Below are 20,755 nucleotides of genomic sequence, written 5' to 3'. Positions count from 1 at the left end.
CGGCGATCAATTTATAGCAAAATTACCACTTTTCGGCCATTTTGATCGGGAACAATTTAACGCCTTTTGGAGCCTTTTTCCAAGGATTAAACATTGATTTAAATCAAAAACGGCCAGAGCTGTTAATGATGTTTCTTTGTGGTGCGGATAGTAAAAACCTTGTTAATGATATGTACATTTAAAGGCGTTGATGGTTATAAAAGCCAGAGGATAATATAAACAGTTGTGATTTTTATTAACGCGCGTGAAAAAACGCATTTTGCCGGAAGATAAACATATAATGTTATCTGCTTCACAGTATTTTTCTTTCGCTTTGCTACCTGCCGAAACGATTACATTTTATTCACTTTTAATAATCTTAAAATTAACACCCTTTCGTGACTATTTGATGAAATAAAGGCCGCAGGAATGCGGCCTTTATTTTATTTTGAGGATTACCTTTCAATTTTTATGCTGAAGGTACGTGACTGGCCTGGCCGGAAAGACCCCGTAATGGCTGAGCCCTCTTCCCCTTGCGCCTTGTTCACCTCATTCATGTCCGTTTCGCAACAGGCCTGGACCTCACGGTTCACAGACAAAGCCACGTCACAGGAGCGGGTCTCCGAAGGGTTGTACAGACGAAGAATCATCTCGTCACGATCCTCCGCTTTTTTCAGCGCACTGAGTACGCATCCGTTAGGCGCCAGCGTTAGCAGGCTATAGCTACAGGGGGTGGTGAAAGAGGCGCGGTTAAGCTTCATCGCATCCCACGGAATTTTGTTATAACAGTGCACTGGCGTTAACCACGACTTCGCCTGCTGCGCAACACCAGCACTGACGGGCGTACCATTAAAACTGAACAGGCTAAAGCGACAGGTTAACTGGCCCCGCATCTGCGAATCAGGCACCGGCATTTTGATCCCGGACGGTCTGCCGGGGCGCAGCAGTAAATCTTCCTTCCCAAGTACCCCCACGCCGCGAAGCAACGTCAGGGCAAACGTTTTTTGACGCTCGCCAGTCACTTCAAATTCGCGTAACCCTTCGGTAAACAGCGCCATCCCGTTACGCCGTTCCTGGAGCACCGCGTAGTTAAGCAGATTCCACACCGGCAGCGGCGCTTCCTTCCAGCCCTCCTCCTGCCAGTTCGCCATCGCTTCATCCTGTACAGGTCGCGTCAGCGAACCGAACTGGGTATCAGCTAACACCGTGTCTGCGGTGAAGGGCGTCGGGATCAACACCCGAACACGGTGGTCATCCGCGTGATTTCCGAGACGCGCCTCAATGTCGATACGTCGGCTGTTATGGCTGAGCGTGACCGTGAGTTCTGCCTCAAGCGTTCCCGTCTGCTGACGCGCAGAACGTTCAGCGAGATCCGCCGGCACCGCCATGCGGTGGCGGATCACCGCCCTGCTCTGCCAGGCCTCGTGGCTCACCTCAACCTCATGCTCGCCCTGAGCGGAAGTGAGTCTCCACTCTTCCCGTGAAGGCGAGTAGTCGTACTCATCGCCATCATCCGAGCTCTCTTCTATTTCCAGCGCGCGGTCATAGATAAGCCCGGACGCTTTATCGAACAGACGCAGGGTGCCGTCGTCGTTTAACGTTATTTCCCAGAAAGCATTTTCCAGTAATGCCTCCGACGTTGTTTCTGGCGCCAGCAGCTTGCCAGCCACGTGCGGCTCGATATAGAGCGTGCGGTAACCCATTGATGGCAGGATCTGGTTGAGCTGGATATCAAACTCCATAAAGGGATCGTAGTTGCCGTAATGCACAATCTGCCGGTCTATTAAGCCGGGGTCGATTTCACGCGCGCTGCGCAGGCAGTAAGGGATTTCATTCCCCCTATCGTCCAGCAGGCGGAACTGGCTGGCGCGCAGACGTATCGTAGTGTTAATCACTTCCTCACGCGGCCAGGGCGTGAGGTTAAACATCACCAGTTTGTCTTCCTCGCACTGCGGCATGTTGTCGACAATCTTGCGCATATAGAAGCATGTCAGGTTATCGGCCATGTCTTCCGCCAGCTCGAAGCGTGACATCACCTCACGATGCACTTTGTCACTACAGCAGCAGCCGATACTGTCATGGGCGTGATTCTTGAGGATCTCTTTCCACATTTTTTCCAGCAAGCCGTGGTGATACTCAAAGCCCAGCGTCCAGGCAAGCGTGGCCAGCGGCTCAAGGACATTGACGATTTTATGCTCTATCCGGGCGTGGGCGATTTTGATGTCCATTCGCGTGGAGCCTATTGTCCGGTGCACCCGCATATATTTACCGTCAATAAACTCTCCTTTCAGCGTCGCCAGTTCATCGCGGTGCTCGTCAATGTGGTCAAACACCTCCTCGAAGCGGCTCATCACAAACTGACGCTGCGGATAGATTTCGCGCAGCTTATCCATCACCGCAAAGATGTTCTGCTGGAGCGGCATCTGATCATGGCCGTTAGGCAGCAAAATTTCTTTCGTCACGGAGGCTTTTTCCAGCACCTCGAAGTACGTGTCGAGCCGTTTGCGCAGCCCGGCCTCATCCTCCGGTAAGTACTTACCAATCGCGTAGCCCAGCGGTAGCACCTGTGCCGTCACTTCACTGCCGTCCTGACTTTGCCAGAGAAATTCGGTTTTATCGGTACCATGCCGCTCGGAACACCCGCGCCAGAACATGGTGCGCGTGATGCCAAAACCGTTGTAAATGTGTGGCAGCTGGGAAGACATGCCGAAGGAGTCCGGCAGATAGCCAATTTTCATCGGCTCGCCAAAGGCCAGACAGTCGCGAATGCCGTACATCAGATTTCGGACAATCGACTCGCCGGAGACAAGGGTGGTGTCCGTCTGGGTATACCACGGCCCGATAATCAGCTTCCCGGCCGCCACCAGCGCCTTCACGCGTGGCCTGTTTTCCGGTTTCACGGCAAAATAATCTTCCAGCACCGCCGTCTGGCCGTCGAGAACGTAGTATTTATACTCTGCGTCCTGCTCAAGACGGGTAAGGATCTCTTCCATATTATTGACCAGAAGAATACGTGACGCTTCGGTGGTGAAGTACCACTCCCGGTCCCAGTGCATATGTGGCGTGATATGAACGCGAGATACAGCTTTCATCTTCGTTTCCTGTCAGTGCGTGTTTAGGATGTTATGTCTTCAGTCACGTAGGTGCCGCTCTTCACGGCCTGGCGTCGCCAGAGGAGTAAAATGAGCGTAGAGATTGCGGCGCCAATCAGCGCGGCGCCAAACCAGCCGGCAGCGGCCATCACGCCACCCAGCCCGGCATCATGCAGTAAGAAGAGAGAGAAAATGCCCGCGCCCGGGGTGGATAGCCCAATCCCCATCGCCCCGACAATCGCTCCGGTCGCCATTGACCCCAGAACAAATGAGCCGATGACCCGCAACGGATCCTCGATAGCCATCGGAATTGCTCCTTCGGTGATGCCCGCCAGCCCCAGCAGCCAGGTGGACTTGCCGGTTTCAATTTCGAACTGTTTGAACAGGTTCGGAGCCAGCATCGTTGATGCCGTCACGGTAAAGGCCGATACCATTTTGACGGAGGCAAAAATCGCATAAGGCCCGTATACGCCATTGGCCATCGCCCCCAGACAGAACGCGTAAGAGGCTTTGTTGACCGGACCGCCCAGATCGAACGAGCACATAAAGCCCAGGATCGCCCCCAGCAGCAGCGCGTTCGCGCCGGACAGACCGTTAAGCCAGGCGGTGAGGGCGTTATTGATCCAGGCCACCGGTTCGCCGATCACAAACAGCATCAGGCTGCCTGCGCCCAGCACGCCAATCACCGGATAAAGATAAAAGGTCAGAAAGCCGTTGTAGCGGCTACTCAGCCGGATGTGGTTTTTCACCCAGCGCATCAGGTAGCCCGCAATCAGCCCGCCGACGATGGCCCCCAGAAAGCCGGAGCCGATCATATTGGCGGCAAGACCCGCCGCAAAGCCTGGCGTTAGCGCAGGTTTATCCGCCAGCGAGTAAGCGGTGTAGGCCGCCAGAACAGGCACCATCAGAATACCGAGCATCCCGCCGCCCAGTTTGCGGTACATCCACAGCCACGAATTTTCCTGATCGAACAGATGCTGCAAGCCCAGGATTTGCGCCAGCAGTACCGACACGGCCAGCACCGTGCCGCCAGCGACAATCAGCGGCACCGCAAAGGAGATACCGCTGAGCAGCGCCTGCTTGAGTTCGGTTTTAACGCACTTTTTCGCGTCCGTGTCGACGTGCGCAGGACGCGCATCGGATACAGGCTGTAGCGCCAGCGCACGCTCAATGAGCGCTTCCGCATGGCGCAAGGGTTCCGCGACGGGCACGGAAATGGCAGGGATCCCCTGAAAACGCTCGCGCTCTTTAATCGCCACTTCCGCCGCGAAGATACACGCTTTTGCCTCCTGCAACTGCTGCGCGGTGATGCGCCCCTCAATACCGTTTGCCCCCTGCTTTTCGACCACTACATTGACGCCGAGCTTACGTCCCGCTTTTTCGAGATATTCCGCTGCCATGTAGGTATGGGCGATCCCGGCCGGACAGGCGGTAACGCAGACGATCGTCGGGGCATTCTCTGCGACGGCGGTTTCTTGCGCCTCAGGCGCCGTTTCCAGCGCTGCAAGCACCGCTTCCGCGCTGGTCGCCGTCATCACGCGCGCCCTGAGATCGTCATCCGCCAGGCGAGACGTCAGTTCCGTCAGGACCTGAATATGCGTTGACCCCGCTTGTGCGGGAGGAATGGCGAGCAGAAAAATCAGCTCGACCTCCTCCGGTCCGTCCACGCCTTCCCAGGCCAGCGGCTCGCGCAGTGTGGCCACGGCAAAAGCCGCTTCCTTTACTGCCGCTGATTTACCATGGGGTACGGCCAGTCCCTCGCCCAGCGCCGTCGGGCCAAGCGATTCGCGATGGAAAACCTCTGCCAGAAACGTATCGGCGTCGGCTATTTTGCCCAACGCCACCAGCCGCGTCGCAAGCTGGCGGATTGCCTCATCACGGCTGGTAAACTGCGCCTACACGCAGACAGCACGGGGGTCGGTCAGAGTCGTCAGGTTCATAAAGATCCTCACCTATCCAAAGTTTTTGTCTGGGGAGGATTGTGGCAGAGCCAATAAGACATTTATGTGATCATTTTCACTAACATCAAAATTTGTATCTTATTTGTATTATTTACAAATCCGACACTGAAGGCATAATTCCCTGAAAAGGTATTAAATAGGCGTGACCCAATGGGCAATAAACCGATGTACCGGCAGATCGCCGATGCGTTCCGCGAGAAAATTAATGCCGGTGAGTTAAAACCTGGCGATGCGCTGCCGACAGAATCCAGCCTTCAGGAGGCGTTTAGCGTCAGCCGTGTCACCGTGCGGCAGGCGTTGAAGCTGCTCGCCGACGAGCAGATCATCGAAAGTATTCAGGGCAGCGGCTCGTATGTAAAAGAGGAGCGGGTGAATTACGATATTTATCAGCTCACCGGCTTTTACGAAAAGTTAGCGGATCGCAACGTCGATACGCACAGCGACGTCAGCGTCTTCGAAGTGGTGAAAGCCGATGAGCGGCTCGCGACAAAACTGGCGCTCAATCCGGATGATAAGGTCTGGCACGTCAAGCGCGTACGCTTCATCAGGGAAAAGCCGGTGAATCTGGAAGAGACATGGATGCCGCTGGCGATGTTCCCCGACCTCACCTGGGAAGTGATGGAACAGTCGAAATACCATTACATTGAGCAGATCAAAAAGATGGTTATCGATCGCAGCGAGCAGGAGCTGGTGCCAGTCATGCCATCGGACGAGGCGATTGCCGCCCTGGCGCTCGATCCGGCAAAACCGATTCTGGAAAAAGTCTCCCGCGGCTTTCTGAAAGACGGCCGGGTATTTGAGTACAGTCGCAACGTGTTTAACTCCGACGACTATAAATTCACTCTGGTGGCTAAACGCAGACAATAAAAAAAGGCCGCTTTACAGCGGCCAACCATGTCGAAACGGACATTTTTTTATACTTCAACGCGCCCCATACGGGGAGCAGAGAGGACTTACTTAATGATGGATTTCAGTGCTTCACCGATATCCGCCAGGCTGCGAACGGTTTTCACGCCTGCGGCTTCCAGTGCTGCGAATTTCTCATCAGCCGTACCTTTACCGCCTGCGATAATCGCGCCCGCGTGACCCATACGTTTGCCTTTCGGCGCGGTCACACCCGCGATGTAACCCACCACCGGCTTGGTCACATGATCTTTGATGTAAGCAGCCGCTTCTTCTTCCGCGCTACCACCGATCTCACCGATCATCACGATCGCTTCGGTCTGTGGATCTTCCTGGAACAGCTTCAGGATGTCGATGAAGTTAGAGCCCGGGATCGGGTCACCGCCGATGCCCACGCAGGTGGACTGGCCGAAACCGTAGTCGGTGGTCTGCTTAACCGCTTCATAGGTCAGGGTACCGGAACGGGACACAATGCCCACTTTGCCTGGGCGATGAATGTGGCCCGGCATGATGCCGATTTTGCATTCGCCCGGGGTGATAACGCCTGGGCAGTTCGGGCCGATCATGCGCACGCCTGCTTCGTCCAGCTTCACCTTCACGGTCAGCATATCCAGCGTCGGGATACCTTCGGTGATGGTGATGATCAGCTTAATGCCTGCGTCGATCGCTTCCAGAATGGAGTCTTTGCAGAACGGCGCCGGAACGTAGATCACGGTCGCGGTTGCGCCCGTCGCTTCTACGGCTTCACGCACGGTGTTGAACACCGGCAGGCCCAGGTGGGTGGTGCCGCCTTTACCTGGCGTTACGCCGCCAACCATCTGCGTGCCGTAGGCAATCGCCTGTTCGGAGTGGAAAGTCCCCTGGCTACCGGTGAAGCCCTGGCAGATAACCTTGGTATCTTTATTAATTAAAACGGACATTATTTCCCCTCCACTGCGGCAACAACCTGCTGAGCTGCATCCGTCAGACTTTTCGCTGCAATAATATTCAGGCCGCTGTCAGCCAGTTTTTTCGCGCCGAGTTCAGCGTTGTTCCCTTCCAGACGTACAACAACCGGAACGTTAACGCCCACTTCTTCTACCGCGCCGATGATACCGTCGGCGATCAGGTCGCAACGTACGATACCGCCGAAGATGTTCACCAGAACCGCTTTCACGTTGCTGTCAGAGAGAATGATTTTGAACGCTTCGGTTACGCGCTCTTTGGTTGCGCCACCGCCCACGTCGAGGAAGTTCGCTGGCTCACCGCCGTGCAGCTTAACGATGTCCATGGTGCCCATTGCCAGGCCCGCACCGTTAACCATGCAGCCGATGTTGCCATCCAGCGCCACGTAGTTCAGTTCCCACTGTGCAGCCTGCGCTTCACGCGGATCTTCCTGAGACTGGTCGCGCATTTCGCGCAGATCGGACTGGCGGAACAGCGCGTTGCCGTCAGCGCCCAGCTTGCCGTCGAGGCAGATCAGGTCGCCCTGGGTGGTGATCACCAGCGGGTTGATCTCGATCAGCGCCAGATCGCGCTCCAGGAAGATGGTCGCCAGACCCATGAAGATCTTGGTGAACTGCTGAACCAGCTTGCCTTCCAGACCTAGTTTGAACGCCAGCTCACGACCCTGGTAAGGCATTGGGCCCGCCAGCGGATCGATAGCCACTTTGTGGATCAGGTGCGGGGTCTCTTCCGCCACTTTTTCGATTTCCACACCGCCTTCGGTAGACGCCATGAACACCACGCGACGGGAGCTACGGTCTACGACTGCGCCGAGGTACAGTTCTTTCGCGATGTCGGTCGCCGCTTCAACCAGGATCTGGTTAACCGGCTGGCCGTTCGCATCTGTCTGGTAGGTTACCAGACGCTTGCCGAGCCAATGTTCAGCAAACGCACGGATCTCTTCTTTGCTCTTAACAACCTTCACACCGCCCGCTTTACCACGGCCACCAGCGTGAACCTGACATTTAACTACCCACGGGCCGGCACCGATTTTAGACGCGGCTTCTTCTGCTTCACGCGGGGTAGTACAGGCATAACCCACCGGAGCCGGTAAGCCATACCGGGCAAACAGCTGTTTGGCCTGATATTCATGTAAGTTCATGTGTTCTATCCATCCTTCAGGTAATCGTTAGGTAGTGCTTTTGTAAGCCCGGCAAGCAACGCGCCGCCGGGCAAGATTGCAAAAACTAGACGTCCAGCAGCAGACGCGTTGGATCTTCCAGCAGCTCTTTAATGGCAACCAGGAAGCCTACGGACTCGCGGCCGTCGATCAGGCGGTGATCGTAAGAGAGCGCCAGGTACATCATCGGCAGGATCTCCACTTTACCGTCTACCGCCATTGGACGATCTTTAATGGCGTGCATACCCAGGATCGCGCTCTGCGGCGGGTTGATGATCGGGGTAGACATCAGCGAGCCGAACACACCGCCGTTGGTAATGGTGAAGTTACCGCCGGTCAGGTCCTCAACGGTCAGCTTGCCGTCGCGGCCTTTCACGGCCAGCTCTTTGATTTTCTTCTCAATGTCAGCCATACCCAGGGTATCTACGTCACGCAGAACCGGGGTCACCAGGCCGCGTGGAGTAGAAACCGCCATGCTGACATCGAAGTAGTTGTGGTAAACCACGTCATCGCCATCGATAGACGCGTTCACTTCCGGGTAGCGTTTCAGCGCTTCAACTACCGCTTTCACGTAGAAGGACATGAAGCCCAGACGGATACCGTGACGTTTTTCAAACGCGTCACCGTACTGCTTGCGCAGGTCCATGATTGGTTTCATGTTGACTTCGTTGAAGGTAGTCAGCATCGCGGTGGAATTTTTCGCTTCCAGCAGACGCTCGGCCACGCGCTTACGCAGGCGGGTCATTGGCACGCGTTTTTCGCTACGTGCGCCCAGAGCGGGCTGTGCCGCTGGTGCTGCCGCAGGGGCTTTCGCTTCCGCTTTCGCCTCAGAAGGCGCTTTTGCCAGATGCTTGTCGATGTCTTCGCGCGTCAGACGGCCACCCACGCCGGTGCCTTTGATGGCTGCCGGATCGAGGCTGTGCTCAGCCAGCAGGCGACGGATCGCCGGGCTGAGCGCGTCGTTGGTCTGATCGGACAGAGACGCCTGCTGGCGCTGGGCCGGGGTTGACGCTTTTTCTTCAGATTTGGCGCTGGACTCTTTGCCCGCGCTGTTACCTTCACGCAGGCGACCCAGGATCTGGCGAGAAGTGACGGTCGTACCTTCATCTTCCAGGACTGCATCCAGAATGCCATCCGCTGAAGCCGGTACTTCCAGTACCACTTTGTCAGTTTCGATTTCTACCAGCACTTCGTCACGGGTTACCGCGTCGCCTGGTTTTTTGTGCCAGGTGGCGACGGTTGCATCTGCTACGGACTCAGGCAGGTCGGGAACAAGAATATCTACGCTACTCATTATGTATCCTTTAATTAATCGACGTTCAGCGCGTCATTGACCAGATCTTGTTGCTGCTTCTGGTGAACGGACATATACCCTACCGCCGGAGAGGCGGAGGCCGGGCGACCTGCATAACGCAGGGCAGACCCAAATGGAATCACTTCACGGAAATGATGCTGGCTGCAATACCATGCGCCCTGGTTGAGCGGCTCTTCCTGGCACCAGACAAAATCATGAACGTGAGCGTACTGTTTCAGCACTTCCTGCATCGCCTGATGCGGGAACGGATAAAGCTGTTCGATACGCACGATGGCGACATCTTTCTGATCGTTCTTACGGCGCTGTTCCAGCAGGTCGTAATAAACCTTACCAGAACACATTACGACACGCTTAACGGCCTGCGGATCCAGCTCGTCAATTTCACCGATGGCCGGCAGGAAGGTGCCGTTTGCCAGCTCTTCCAGGCTGGAGACCGCCAGTGGATGGCGCAGCAGGGATTTTGGCGACATGACTACCAGCGGACGGCGCATACCGCGCAGCGCCTGACGACGCAGCATGTGGTAAACCTGAGCCGGAGTGGACGGCACGCAAACCTGCATGTTCTGCTCGGCGCAGAGTTGCAGATAACGCTCCAGACGCGCGGAGGAGTGCTCCGGCCCTTGTCCTTCATAGCCGTGCGGCAGCAGCATCACCAGACCGCACATACGGCCCCACTTCTGCTCACCGGAGGAGATGAACTGGTCGATAACCACCTGCGCACCGTTGGCGAAGTCACCGAACTGCGCTTCCCAGATAGTCAGGGTGCGGGGTTCTGCGGTGGCATAGCCGTATTCGAAGGCCAGAACCGCTTCTTCTGACAGCACGGAGTCCCAGACCTTGAACTGGCCCTGACCGTTATGCACGTGCTGAAGCGGAGTATACGTTGAACCGTTAGACTGGTTGTGTACAACCGCGTGACGGTGGAAGAAGGTGCCACGACCCGCATCTTCACCGGACAGACGAACCGGAATACCTTCGTCAACCAGCGTCGCATAGGCCAGCGTTTCCGCGCCGCCCCAGTCGAACAGCTTCTCACCCGCCGCCATTGCCTGGCGATCGCCATAGATCTTGGCCACGCGGGACTGCATCTCGATCGCTTCCGGCACGGTGCTGATGCGTTTAGCCAGCTCCTGCAAACGCTTCATCTCAACCTTGTTCGGATAGCTCTCGTCCCACTCGTGGTTGAGGTACGGCGACCAGGTAAAGGAGTGCATGTTCATTGGACGCAGCTCTTTGACCACGCATTCACCCGCGTCCAGCGCGTCGCGATAAAGATTGACCATTTCGGTCGCATCTTCCAGCGTCGCCACTTTTTCGCTTTCCAGCTTGTCAGCATAGATTTTACGCGGCGTCGGATGTTTTTTGATTTTCTGGTACATCAGCGGCTGGGTTGCACTTGGCTCATCCGCTTCGTTGTGGCCGTGACGGCGGTAGCAGAAGAGGTCAATGAACACGTCGCGCTTGAAGGTGTTACGGAAGTCCAGCGCCAGACGGGTAACGAAAGCAACGGCTTCAGGATCATCCGCGTTAACGTGGAAAATTGGCGCCTGAACCATTTTACCGATGTCGGTGCAGTACGGGGTGGAACGCGCATCCAGCGGGTTAGAGGTGGTGAAGCCCACCTGGTTGTTGATTACGATGCGAACGGTACCGCCCACTTCATAACCACGCGCTTTCGACATGTTCAGGGTTTCCTGAACCACGCCCTGCCCTGTGACCGCCGCATCACCGTGAATGGTGATTGGCAGCACTTTATTGCTGCTCGGCTCGTCCAGACGATCCAGACGCGCACGCACGGAACCGATAACCACCGGGCTAACGATTTCCAGGTGCGACGGGTTAAATGCCAGCGCCAGGTGAACCTGACCGCCCTCGGTTTCGATATCCGACGAGAAGCCCATGTGGTACTTCACGTCACCGGTGCCGAGGTGCTCTTTATGTTTACCCGCAAATTCATCGAACAGATCCTGCGGCTTTTTACCCAGCACGTTAACCAGCACGTTCAGGCGTCCACGGTGCGCCATGCCCAGCACCACTTCGCGCGTACCGCTCTTACCGGCATGACGAATCAGCTCTTTCAGCATCGGGACTAACGCATCGCCGCCCTCCAGTGAGAAGCGTTTTGCGCCAGGGAATTTCGCGCCCAGATAGCGCTCAAGGCCTTCCGCTGCGGTCAGTTCGCTGAGGAAACGTTTTTTCTCTTCTGCTGAGAAATTCGCGTGGCCTGCCACGGATTCGATACGCTGCTGGATCCAGCGTTTCTCTTCGGTGGAGGTAATGTGCATATATTCCGCGCCGATGGAGCCGCAGTAGGTTTGCTTGAGCGCGTCAATCAGATCGCCCAGCTTCATCGTGTCTTTGCCGATGGCAAAAGAACCTACGTTAAAGCTTTCCTGGAAATCGGCCTCGGTCAGATCGTGATAAGCCGGATCGAGATCCGCTACACGTTCCTGCTGCCACAGTCCCAGCGGATCGAGATTCGCATGCTGGTGACCACGGAAGCGATAAGCGTTGATAAGTTGCAGGACTTTTACCTGCTTCGCATTGGTGTCAGGGTCGGAAATCGCAGAAGAGTAACGTGAGGCATCCTTCGCCAGACGACGGAAATAATCACGTGTTTTTGAATGGAATTGATCCGGTTTGACCCCTGTACCAGGCAACTGCTGGAACATGGAACGCCAGTTTGCGTCCACTGAGTCAGGATCGGTTAAGAAGTCTTCATAGAGCTGTTCTATCCAGCTCTGGTTTGAACCAGAGAGGTAAGAAGAGTCCAGCCAGGCTTTCATTGCGCCGTTCTGCATCGTGATCCCTTAAGCATTTTTATGCTTACTTTCGCCGTAGAAACTACCACGCACACCACGTGTACGTGCCGGGGTTCACCTGCGAGCTCTTTTCATTTGGCCCGCGAAGGAACCTTTAGAAACTGTCTAAACTTCAGGGCAGTTTTTAAAGGTTTCTGCAATCTGTCCCCTCTCCCTTTGGGAGAGGGTTAGGGTGAGGGGAACAGCGCTCCCCTCTCACTACTTATGCACTGCGCTGCAACAACATCGACTTAATATGGCCGATGGCGCGCGTTGGGTTCAGCCCCTTAGGACACACACTGACGCAGTTCATGATGCTATGGCAGCGGAATACGCTGAAAGCGTCACTTAGCCCTTCCAGACGATTCTCGGTTTCGGTATCGCGGCTGTCGATCAGGAAGCGATAGGCAGCCAGCAGACCCGCAGGGCCGATAAATTTATCCGGATTCCACCAGAACGACGGGCATGACGTTGAACAGCATGCACAGAGAATACACTCGTACAACCCATCGAGTTTTTCACGCTGCTCAGGAGACTGTAAGTGCTCGCGAGCGGGTGGATTTTGCCCATTATTCAATAAGTAAGGCTTAATCTTCTCATATTGTGCATAGAATTGCCCCATGTCCACCACCAAATCACGCACGACCGGCAGGCCAGGCAGAGGACGGATAACAATTTTCTGGCCAGGGCGGTTTAGCGCAGAAATTGGCGTGATGCAGGCCAGGCCATTTTTGCCGTTCATGTTCACACCGTCAGAACCACACACCCCTTCACGGCAGGAGCGACGGAACGACAGCGTAGGATCTTTCTCTTTCAGCTGGATTAAGGCATCCAGCAGCATCATGTCGCGACCTTCTTCCGCTTCGAGGGTGTAATCCTGCATACGCGGAGCATCGTCTACATCCGGGTTATAACGATAAACTGAGAATTCGAGTTTCATTATCCTGTCTCCGCATTAGTAAGTACGAATCTTCGGCGGGAACGCCGGACGCAGTTTCGGTTCCATATTAACGCTACGACGCGTCATGGTTTCCGACTCTGGCAGATACAGGGAATGGCACAGCCAGTTTTCGTCATCACGATCCGGGAAGTCGAAGCGGCTATGGGCGCCACGGCTTTCGGTACGGAAGTTTGCCGACATCGCGGTCGCGAACGCGGTTTCCATCAGGTTATCCAGCTCAAGGCACTCAACGCGCTGGGTGTTGAACTCGCTGGAGGTATCGTCCAGACGGGCATTCTTCAGACGCTCGCGAATCGCTTTCAGCTGCTCAAGCCCTTTGGCCATCGCGTCACCTTCACGGAATACCGAGAAGTTGTGCTGCATACACTCTTGCAGCGCTTTACGAATTTCCACCGGATCTTCGCCGTTACGGTTGCCGTTCCAGCGGTTGAGGCGCTCAAGAGAGGCATCGATTTCGTCGTCGGTCGCATCACGCAGCGCGCCCTGCTCGGCAATAGATTCCTGGAGATGCAGCCCCACCGCACGACCAAATACCACCAGGTCCAGCAGGGAGTTGCCGCCCAGACGGTTTGCGCCGTGCACGGATACGCAGGCGATTTCGCCTACCGCGAACAGGCCAGGGATGACCACGTCTTCGCCCTGCTCGTTCACGGTCAGCGCCTGACCGGTCACTTTGGTCGGAATACCGCCCATCATGTAGTGACAGGTTGGGATAACCGGAATTGGCTCTTTCACCGGGTCGACGTGCGCGAAGGTGCGGGACAGCTCCAGAATGCCCGGCAGACGGGATTCCAGCACTTCTTTACCCAGATGGTCGAGTTTCAGCTTCGCGTGTGGACCCCAAGGGCCGTCACAGCCGCGGCCTTCACGAATTTCGATCATGATGGAACGCGCCACCACGTCACGGCCCGCCAGGTCTTTCGCGTTTGGCGCATAACGCTCCATGAAGCGCTCGCCATGTTTGTTCAGCAGGTAGCCACCTTCACCACGGCAGCCTTCTGTCACCAGTACGCCCGCCCCGGCGATACCGGTTGGGTGGAACTGCCACATCTCCATGTCCTGGACCGGCACGCCCGCGCGGATAGCCATACCGACACCATCACCGGTGTTGATGTGGGCGTTGGTGGTGGACTGGTAAATACGGCCTGCACCGCCGGTCGCCAGCACCGTAGCGCGGGCTTTGAAGTAGACCACTTCACCAGTTTCGATGCACAGGGCGGTACAACCCACCACGGCGCCATCGGCGTTTTTCACCAGATCCAGCGCATACCACTCGGAGAAGATGGTGGTGTGGTTTTTCAGGTTCTGCTGATATAACGTGTGCAGCAGCGCGTGGCCGGTACGGTCAGCCGCCGCTGCGGTACGTGCCGCCTGCTCGCCGCCGAAGTTTTTCGACTGGCCGCCAAACGGACGCTGATAGATGGTGCCATTTTCCAGACGGGAGAACGGCAGACCCATGTGGTCCAGCTCCAGAATCGCTTCCGGGCCGGTTTTACACATATATTCGATGGCATCCTGGTCACCGATGTAATCGGAACCTTTTACCGTATCGTACATGTGCCATTCCCAGTTATCTTCATGGGAATTACCCAGCGCAACGGTGATACCGCCCTGCGCAGACACTGTGTGGGAACGGGTCGGGAATACTTTAGAGAGCAGCGCACAGGTCTGGCCGCTCTGGGAAATTTGCAGTGCGGCGCGCATACCTGCGCCACCCGCACCAATCACAACAGCATCAAATTCTCTGACTGGCAGTTTCATTACACACCCCACACCACAACAAATCCATAAATGACGTAAACCAGCAGAGCAACAACAATAATCAGTTGCAGCGGAAGGCGAATCGCCAGCGGTTTAACGTAATCGGTCAACACCTGCCACATGCCAATCCAGGCATGAATAAGGATGGAGAACAGGGCCAGCAGGGTGAACACTTTGGTGAAGGCCGATCCGAAGAAACCACTCCAGATTTCCCACGTCAGCGTCCCGCTGGTCGCGAAGAAACCGATCATATAGATGATGTAAAGGGTGAGAACGATGGCGGTAGCACGGACCAGGATGAAGTCATGTACGCCGTTGCGTCCTAATGCGGAGGCGTTGCTTACCATACGAGAACTCCTGCGAGAAGTGAAAGCACGACAGTGATCACAAATGAAATGTTAGCGGTACGTTTACCGGCCTCGAACGTCTCTTCCAGGTAGCCAAAGTCCATCAGCATATGGCGAACGCCACCAACCACGTGATAGGCCAGCGCGGTCAGAATGCCCCACATGATAAATTTCACGAAGAAGCTGTTCATGATGGCTGAGGCCTGGAGGAATCCTTCAGGGGATGAGAGGCTGGTTCCCAGTAACCACAGCAAGATACCGACCGCCACAAACGTAATCACACCAGAAACACGGTGCAGAATGGACGCTATTGCTGTTACAGGGAATCGGATCGTTTTGAGATCCAGATTGACAGGTCTTTGTTTTTTCACATTTCTTATCATGAATAACGCCCACATGCTGTTCTTATTGTTTCCTTCCTCCGGACTGCGATGCGGGTCAGACAGCGTTCCTTTTCTATAACTGCGCGTCATGCAAAACATTGCTTCCAAATGCTAAAACGACACGTTACAACGCTGGGTGGCTCGGGATTGCAGGGTGTTCCGGAGACCTGGCGGCAGTATAGGCCGTTCACAAAATCATTACAATTAACCTACATACAGTTTGTTGGGTTTTCTCTGGAACAGTGATCGGGGTCACGATAACAACATCTTTTTAAATTTTAATCATCTGATTTGACAAATGTTAAACAATATTGTTACAAACGTCATCAGAAAAGGCATATAATGCGCAAAAGTTATGAGGTCTCTCTTTCACCTGACAAATAGTTATGTAACAGTGTGATGGTATTGACCGAAGTTATCAGGACAGTTATTAGTGATATACAGGTTTGAATAATTCGGACTGCAAAAACGCTGATTTGCTGTTGTTTCACTGATATTTCATTCGTTTACCTGCAAGGCGCCATAGCTCTGTACCCTGGTTTCTCCTCGTGAGCTGAGCGGTAAGCCAAATAACAATCTGGTAACGATGATTAACAGCTGAAAGCAAATCCGGTAAAGCGCAGTCTTAAGCATAAGGCGCTAAGGAGACCGTAAATGGCTGATACAAAGGCAAAACTCACCCTAAATGGTGATGATGCTATTGAACTGGATGTGCTAAAAGGCACGCTCGGTCAGGATGTTATTGATATCCGTACGCTGGGTTCCAAAGGGGTATTCACCTTTGACCCTGGATTCACCTCCACCGCATCTTGCGAATCCAAGATCACCTACATTGACGGTGACGAAGGTATCCTGCTCCATCGCGGCTTCCCCATCGATCAGTTAGCCACCGAATCCAACTATCTGGAAGTGTGCTACATCCTGCTGAACGGCGAAAAACCGACGCAGGCTCAATACGATGAATTTAAAACCACCGTGACCCGTCACACCATGATCCATGAGCAGATTACCCGTCTGTTCCATGCGTTCCGTCGTGACTCTCATCCGATGGCGGTTATGTGCGGTATTACCGGTGCGCTGGCGGCGTTCTACCACGATTCTCTGGACGTGAATAACCCACGTCACCGTGATATCGCGGCGTTCCGTCTGCTCTCCAAAATGCCTACCATGGCGGCGATGTGTTACAAATACTCTATCGGTCAGCCGTTTGTGTATCCACGCAACGACCTCTCCTACGCGGGTAACTTCCTGCGCATGATGTTCTCCACGCCGTGCGAAGAGTATGAAGTGAACCCGGTGCTGGAACGCGCAATGGACCGTATTCTGATCCTGCACGCTGACCACGAACAGAACGCCTCGACCTCTACCGTCCGTACCGCAGGCTCTTCCGGCGCGAACCCGTTCGCCTGTATCGCTGCGGGTATCGCCTCCCTGTGGGGACCGGCGCACGGCGGCGCGAACGAAGCAGCACTGAAGATGCTGGAAGAGATCAGCTCCGTTGAGCATATTCCTGAGTTCGTGCGCCGCGCGAAAGACAAGAATGACTCCTTCCGTCTGATGGGCTTCGGTCATCGTGTTTACAAAAACTACGACCCTCGCGCGACCGTCATGCGTGAGACCTGCCACGAAGTGCTGAAAGAGCTGGGCACCAAAGATGATCTGCTGGAAGTGGCGATGGAGCTGGAACACATCGCGCTGAACGACCCGTACTTCATCGAGAAGAAACTCTACCCGAACGTCGATTTCTACTCTGGCATTATTCTGAAAGCGATGGGCATTCCGTCTTCCATGTTCACCGTGATCTTCGCCATGGCGCGTACCGTGGGCTGGATTGCGCACTGGAACGAAATGCACAGCGAAGGCATGAAAATCGCCCGTCCTCGTCAGCTGTATACCGGCTACGAGCAGCGTGATTTTAAGTCTGACCTGAAGCGCTAAAAGTTAAGCCCGGTGGCGCTACCGCTTACCGGGCCTACAAATGCGAAACGTAGGCCGGGTAAGGCGTAGCCGCCACCCGGCTTGTTTATTTTTGACAATGTGGACACCAGTAAAAGGGTCTCGAAGAGAGCATAATCCTGTCGATAATCCCGCCGCACCGCTCGCACTTCTTCCCCGCCCGATGAAACACCTTGAACCGGAACAGCGCCCCGTGGTGCTTGTTTTCATCTACGATGCCACGCGTGTTGTACGACAGCCGCGGGATGTCCAGCAGCGCGTGGGACAGCGCCTCCAGCTGTTCATCGCTCAGCTGAGAAGCTTTGTGCTGCGGTGCCAGCCCGACTTCCCAGAGGATCTCCACCCGCAGGTAGTTGCCAAGCCCGGCGAGAAAGGCCTGGTCAAGGAACAGGCCGGAAAACTGCCGGTTGCGGAATGTGGGCGATAGCAGCCGGGCCTTCACATCGCTCGCCGTCAGGCGCATATCCAGCACGTCCGGCCCAACCCGCTGTAAGAACGAGTGCGTGAGCAACTGCTCCGGCGTTAACATTTCGATATCAGAAGCGCTGTAGAGCAGGATCGCCTTATCCGCCGTTTGTAGCCGCACGCGCAGCACGCGGGTCGTTTGCGGCTGCTCGTCCGCCTCCACCACCCGCCAGACGCCGTAAAGCTGATTATGGCTGTATAACGTCAGGTTATGGGAAAAGTGGGTGAGTAACGCTTTGCCGCGCGTTTCAATATGGGTCACCGTCTGTCCCACCAGCTGCGCTTCAAACGGTTTGAGTTGAGGAAAGGCAAACCAGACGTGTGTCAGAGGTTTGCCCTTTATCGCCGCCTCCAGGCTATCCGCCGCGCGGCGGATCTCCGGACCTTCTGGCATGTTATTGTCCTTTCATGATTATTCTGCGCTGACAACAATGCCCTCTTCCGAGAACGCCGCTCGCAGACGTCGCGCAAACTGGAGCGCATGCTCGCCGTCACCGTGTAAGCACACCGTATCAGCCTGAACGTTTGCCGTTGTACCCTCCGTTGAAGTTACTCGCCCGAAGCGCACCATCTCCAGCGTCTGCGCCAGCGCTTTACCTTCGTCGGTGATCAGCGCACCGGCCTGCGTGCGCGGAACCAGGCTGCCGTCCGGCAGGTATCCCCGATCGGCAAACACTTCCTGCCGCGTACTCAGCCCCAGCCGTTCGCCGGCACGAATAAGCTCGCTGCCCGCCAGGCCCACCAGCACCAGACGCGGATTGCAGTCCCGCACCGCGCGGGCAATGGCATCCGCCAGCACCGGATCTTTCGCCGCCTGGTTATAGAGCATGCCGTGCGGCTTGACGTGGCGCAACACGCCATTCTCAGCGCGCACTATCGCCTCCAGCGCGCCGATCTGGTAGAGCATTTGCGCGTAAACCGTCTCAGGCGGCAGATCCATCGCCGTGCGGCCAAAGTTTTCCCGGTCCGGAAAGCTGGGGTGAGCGCCTATCGCCACGCCGTTTTTCATGGCATTGCGCACGCTCGCCAGCATAGTCTGCGCATCGCCGGCATGAAACCCGCAGGCGATATTCACCGAGGAAACCAGCGTCATCAGCGCCGCATCGGCGCTGCTGCCCTCTCCCAGATCGGCGTTTAAATCAATCTTTACCATCGAGCCTCCACGCAAGCTGTTCGAGATAACGCTGCTGATCCTGCCGGGCTTTCAGTGCCTCCTCCAGCGAACACTGCACAAAATGAATTGGCTGACCGAGAGGAATTTGCGCCAGATGGTAGCGATCCGCTTCGATAATGCAGGCAATACGCGGATATCCTCCCGTGGTTTGCGCATCGTTCATCAGTACAATGGGCTGTCCGTTGCCTGGCACCTGAATCACCCCCGGCAACAGACCATGGGAAAGCAGCTCCCGGTCAGTTGTGCGGGTCAGCGGCTGGCCCTGAAGCCGGTAACCCATGCGGTTACTCTGCGGGCTGATCTTCCACGGCGAGCGCCAGAAAGACTCTTTCGCGGCTTCATCAAACTCCTGGTATTCCGGTCCTGGTAAGGCGCGGATCACGTTCCCCCACAGCAGCTGTTTCACGCCCTGCGTGGTGGTGAAATGGCGCGTTGAGGTCTTTATTCGCAGACGATCGCCGTCGCGCAGCAGCCGTCCTTCATGGCCGCCCATTCCCGCTTTCTGGTCGGTGCTGGATGAGCCCAGCACCTCCGGCACGTCGATCCCCCCCGCTACCGCAAGATAGCTGCGCACGCCGTGCAGAGGACGCTTGAGCGTCAGACGCTGCCCGGCCTTCGCCCGCAGGCGCCAGCCGGTCCACACCGCTTTGCCGTCCAGCGTTGCGTCACAGCCCGCGCCGGTTAAGGCAAACCAGGTTTCCTGACCAAACTCAATCACGCACTGACCCAGCGTAATTTCTAACGCCGCCGTGCTGCCTGCGTTACCTACCAGCAGGTTGGCAATCTCCAGCGAGGGACGATCAAGCGCACCGCAGTAGCTCACGCCCGACTGACGCAGCCCAAAACGCCCGGCATCCTGTACCGAGGTGTAAAGCCCTGCGCGAATAAGCGTTAACATACTCCCTCCTTCTGCGGGATAAAGCGCAGCGTATCCCCCGGACGCAGGAGTATGGGCGCGTCCTGGCCTGGTTCAAATAACGGCGTGGACGTGTGCCCAATCAGCTGCCAGCCTCCCGGTGAAGCGAGCGGATAAATTCCCGTTTGCTCGCCACCAATCGCCACGCTGCCCGCCGGTACGCTCAGGCGTGGCTCAGCCCGGCGCGGCGTATGCAGCTGGGGCGATAACCCGCCCAGATAGGGGAAACCCGGCTGAAATCCCAAAAACCAGACAACATAGTCGACTGAGCTATGCAGCTCCACAACCTGCTTCTCCGTTAATCCACAGTGCTCGGCCACCACGCCAAGGTCGGGGCCTCCCTTGCCGCCATAGACAACCGGGATCTCAATCGTCCGCGATTCCGGCTCCAGCGCCTCGCTCTCCTCCCACCAGCGTTGCAGACGCTCAATGGCATCCAGCGCCCCCGTGTGCGGATCACGCAGCACCACGGTGATATTATTCATACCCGGAATAGCTTCAACCACGCCGGGTAGCTCGGGCAGTCGCTGAGCCAGACGCCAGATACGCTTTTGCGTGGCAAGCGTCACCGGAGGCTCAAGTTCCAGAACCACTGCGGTTTCACCCAGAAGATAACAACGCGCTCGCTGCACTTAAC

15 protein-coding genes and 1 pseudogene are annotated in these 20,755 nt (G+C 55.9%); 2 read left to right on the top strand and 14 right to left on the bottom strand.

Features of this window, described 5'->3' with window-relative positions; translation table 11 throughout:
- Positions 1 to 434: 434 nt before the first annotated feature.
- The gene (gene mngB / locus L384_RS09110) at positions 435 to 3,071 is read right to left on the bottom strand and encodes a mannosylglycerate hydrolase (RefSeq protein WP_023324331.1); all 2,637 of its coding nucleotides are present in this window, start codon (positions 3,069 to 3,071) and stop codon (positions 435 to 437) included.
- Positions 3,072 to 3,094: 23 nt separating this feature from the next.
- Positions 3,095 to 5,011, bottom strand: a pseudogene (gene mngA, locus L384_RS09115) (PTS 2-O-a-mannosyl-D-glycerate transporter subunit IIABC).
- Positions 5,012 to 5,182: 171 nt separating this feature from the next.
- Here mngA and L384_RS09120 point away from each other — a divergent pair.
- The gene (locus L384_RS09120; protein WP_003858607.1) at positions 5,183 to 5,899 is read left to right on the top strand and encodes a GntR family transcriptional regulator; all 717 of its coding nucleotides are present in this window, start codon (positions 5,183 to 5,185) and stop codon (positions 5,897 to 5,899) included.
- An 86-nt stretch (positions 5,900 to 5,985) separates the two neighbouring features.
- Here the strand turns inward: L384_RS09120 and sucD are convergent, their stop codons facing one another.
- From sucD to sdhC, 8 genes are all read right to left on the bottom strand, one after another.
- The gene (sucD, locus tag L384_RS09125; RefSeq protein ID WP_003858609.1) at positions 5,986 to 6,855 is read right to left on the bottom strand and encodes a succinate--CoA ligase subunit alpha; all 870 of its coding nucleotides are present in this window, start codon (positions 6,853 to 6,855) and stop codon (positions 5,986 to 5,988) included.
- A complete protein-coding gene (gene sucC, locus L384_RS09130) occupies positions 6,855 to 8,021 on the bottom strand; it encodes an ADP-forming succinate--CoA ligase subunit beta (RefSeq protein ID WP_003858611.1) in 1,167 nt (388 codons plus the stop codon). The genes sucD and sucC overlap by 1 nt, the downstream gene beginning before the upstream one ends.
- A gap of 85 nt (positions 8,022 to 8,106) precedes the next feature.
- Entirely contained in the window at positions 8,107 to 9,333 is a 1,227-nt protein-coding gene (gene odhB / locus L384_RS09135; protein ID WP_003858613.1) for a 2-oxoglutarate dehydrogenase complex dihydrolipoyllysine-residue succinyltransferase, read from the bottom strand.
- 14 nt (positions 9,334 to 9,347) lie between these two features.
- Positions 9,348 to 12,155, bottom strand: a complete 2,808-nt coding sequence (sucA, locus tag L384_RS09140) for a 2-oxoglutarate dehydrogenase E1 component (RefSeq protein ID WP_003858615.1) — start codon at positions 12,153 to 12,155, stop codon at positions 9,348 to 9,350.
- Positions 12,156 to 12,378: 223 nt separating this feature from the next.
- Entirely contained in the window at positions 12,379 to 13,095 is a 717-nt protein-coding gene (sdhB, locus tag L384_RS09145; protein ID WP_003858617.1) for a succinate dehydrogenase iron-sulfur subunit SdhB, read from the bottom strand.
- A gap of 15 nt (positions 13,096 to 13,110) precedes the next feature.
- Positions 13,111 to 14,877 carry a succinate dehydrogenase flavoprotein subunit gene (gene sdhA / locus L384_RS09150; protein ID WP_003858619.1) on the bottom strand — a complete coding sequence of 589 codons (1,767 nt, stop codon included), beginning with the start codon at positions 14,875 to 14,877 and terminating at the stop codon, positions 13,111 to 13,113.
- Positions 14,877 to 15,224 carry a succinate dehydrogenase membrane anchor subunit gene (gene sdhD, locus L384_RS09155; RefSeq protein ID WP_003858621.1) on the bottom strand — a complete coding sequence of 116 codons (348 nt, stop codon included), beginning with the start codon at positions 15,222 to 15,224 and terminating at the stop codon, positions 14,877 to 14,879. Before sdhD ends, sdhA begins: the two co-directional genes overlap by 1 nt.
- Positions 15,218 to 15,622 (bottom strand): succinate dehydrogenase cytochrome b556 subunit, encoded by a 405-nt coding sequence (gene sdhC, locus L384_RS09160; RefSeq protein WP_026080740.1) that lies wholly within the window; start codon positions 15,620 to 15,622, stop codon positions 15,218 to 15,220. The genes sdhD and sdhC overlap by 7 nt, the downstream gene beginning before the upstream one ends.
- 639 nt (positions 15,623 to 16,261) lie before the next feature.
- On the opposite strand from sdhC, the gene L384_RS09165 reads away from it, so the two are divergent.
- On the top strand, positions 16,262 to 17,545 hold the full coding sequence (locus L384_RS09165; RefSeq protein ID WP_003858624.1) for a citrate synthase: 1,284 nt from the start codon (positions 16,262 to 16,264) through the stop codon (positions 17,543 to 17,545).
- A gap of 85 nt (positions 17,546 to 17,630) precedes the next feature.
- Here the strand turns inward: L384_RS09165 and nei are convergent, their stop codons facing one another.
- From nei to pxpB, 4 genes are read right to left on the bottom strand one after another with little or no spacing between them, the layout of a single operon-like run.
- Positions 17,631 to 18,422 (bottom strand): endonuclease VIII, encoded by a 792-nt coding sequence (nei, locus tag L384_RS09170; RefSeq protein ID WP_023324329.1) that lies wholly within the window; start codon positions 18,420 to 18,422, stop codon positions 17,631 to 17,633.
- Between the two features lie 18 nt (positions 18,423 to 18,440).
- Positions 18,441 to 19,181, bottom strand: a complete 741-nt coding sequence (pxpA, locus tag L384_RS09175) for a 5-oxoprolinase subunit PxpA (protein WP_023324328.1) — start codon at positions 19,179 to 19,181, stop codon at positions 18,441 to 18,443.
- Entirely contained in the window at positions 19,168 to 20,100 is a 933-nt protein-coding gene (gene pxpC / locus L384_RS09180) for a 5-oxoprolinase subunit PxpC (RefSeq protein ID WP_023315643.1), read from the bottom strand. The genes pxpA and pxpC overlap by 14 nt, the downstream gene beginning before the upstream one ends.
- Positions 20,094 to 20,750, bottom strand: coding sequence for a 5-oxoprolinase subunit PxpB (gene pxpB, locus L384_RS09185; RefSeq protein ID WP_003858633.1), 657 nt, complete (start codon positions 20,748 to 20,750; stop codon positions 20,094 to 20,096). Before pxpB ends, pxpC begins: the two co-directional genes overlap by 7 nt.
- Positions 20,751 to 20,755: the final 5 nt, after the last annotated feature.

Origin of the sequence: Enterobacter sp. MGH 38 (genome assembly GCF_000492855.1) — a bacterium.
In the GTDB taxonomy this organism is placed as follows: domain Bacteria; phylum Pseudomonadota; class Gammaproteobacteria; order Enterobacterales; family Enterobacteriaceae; genus Enterobacter; species Enterobacter hormaechei_C.
Note: the sequence above shows the minus strand (reverse complement) of the source record. Positions and strands in the feature narration are given on the sequence as shown.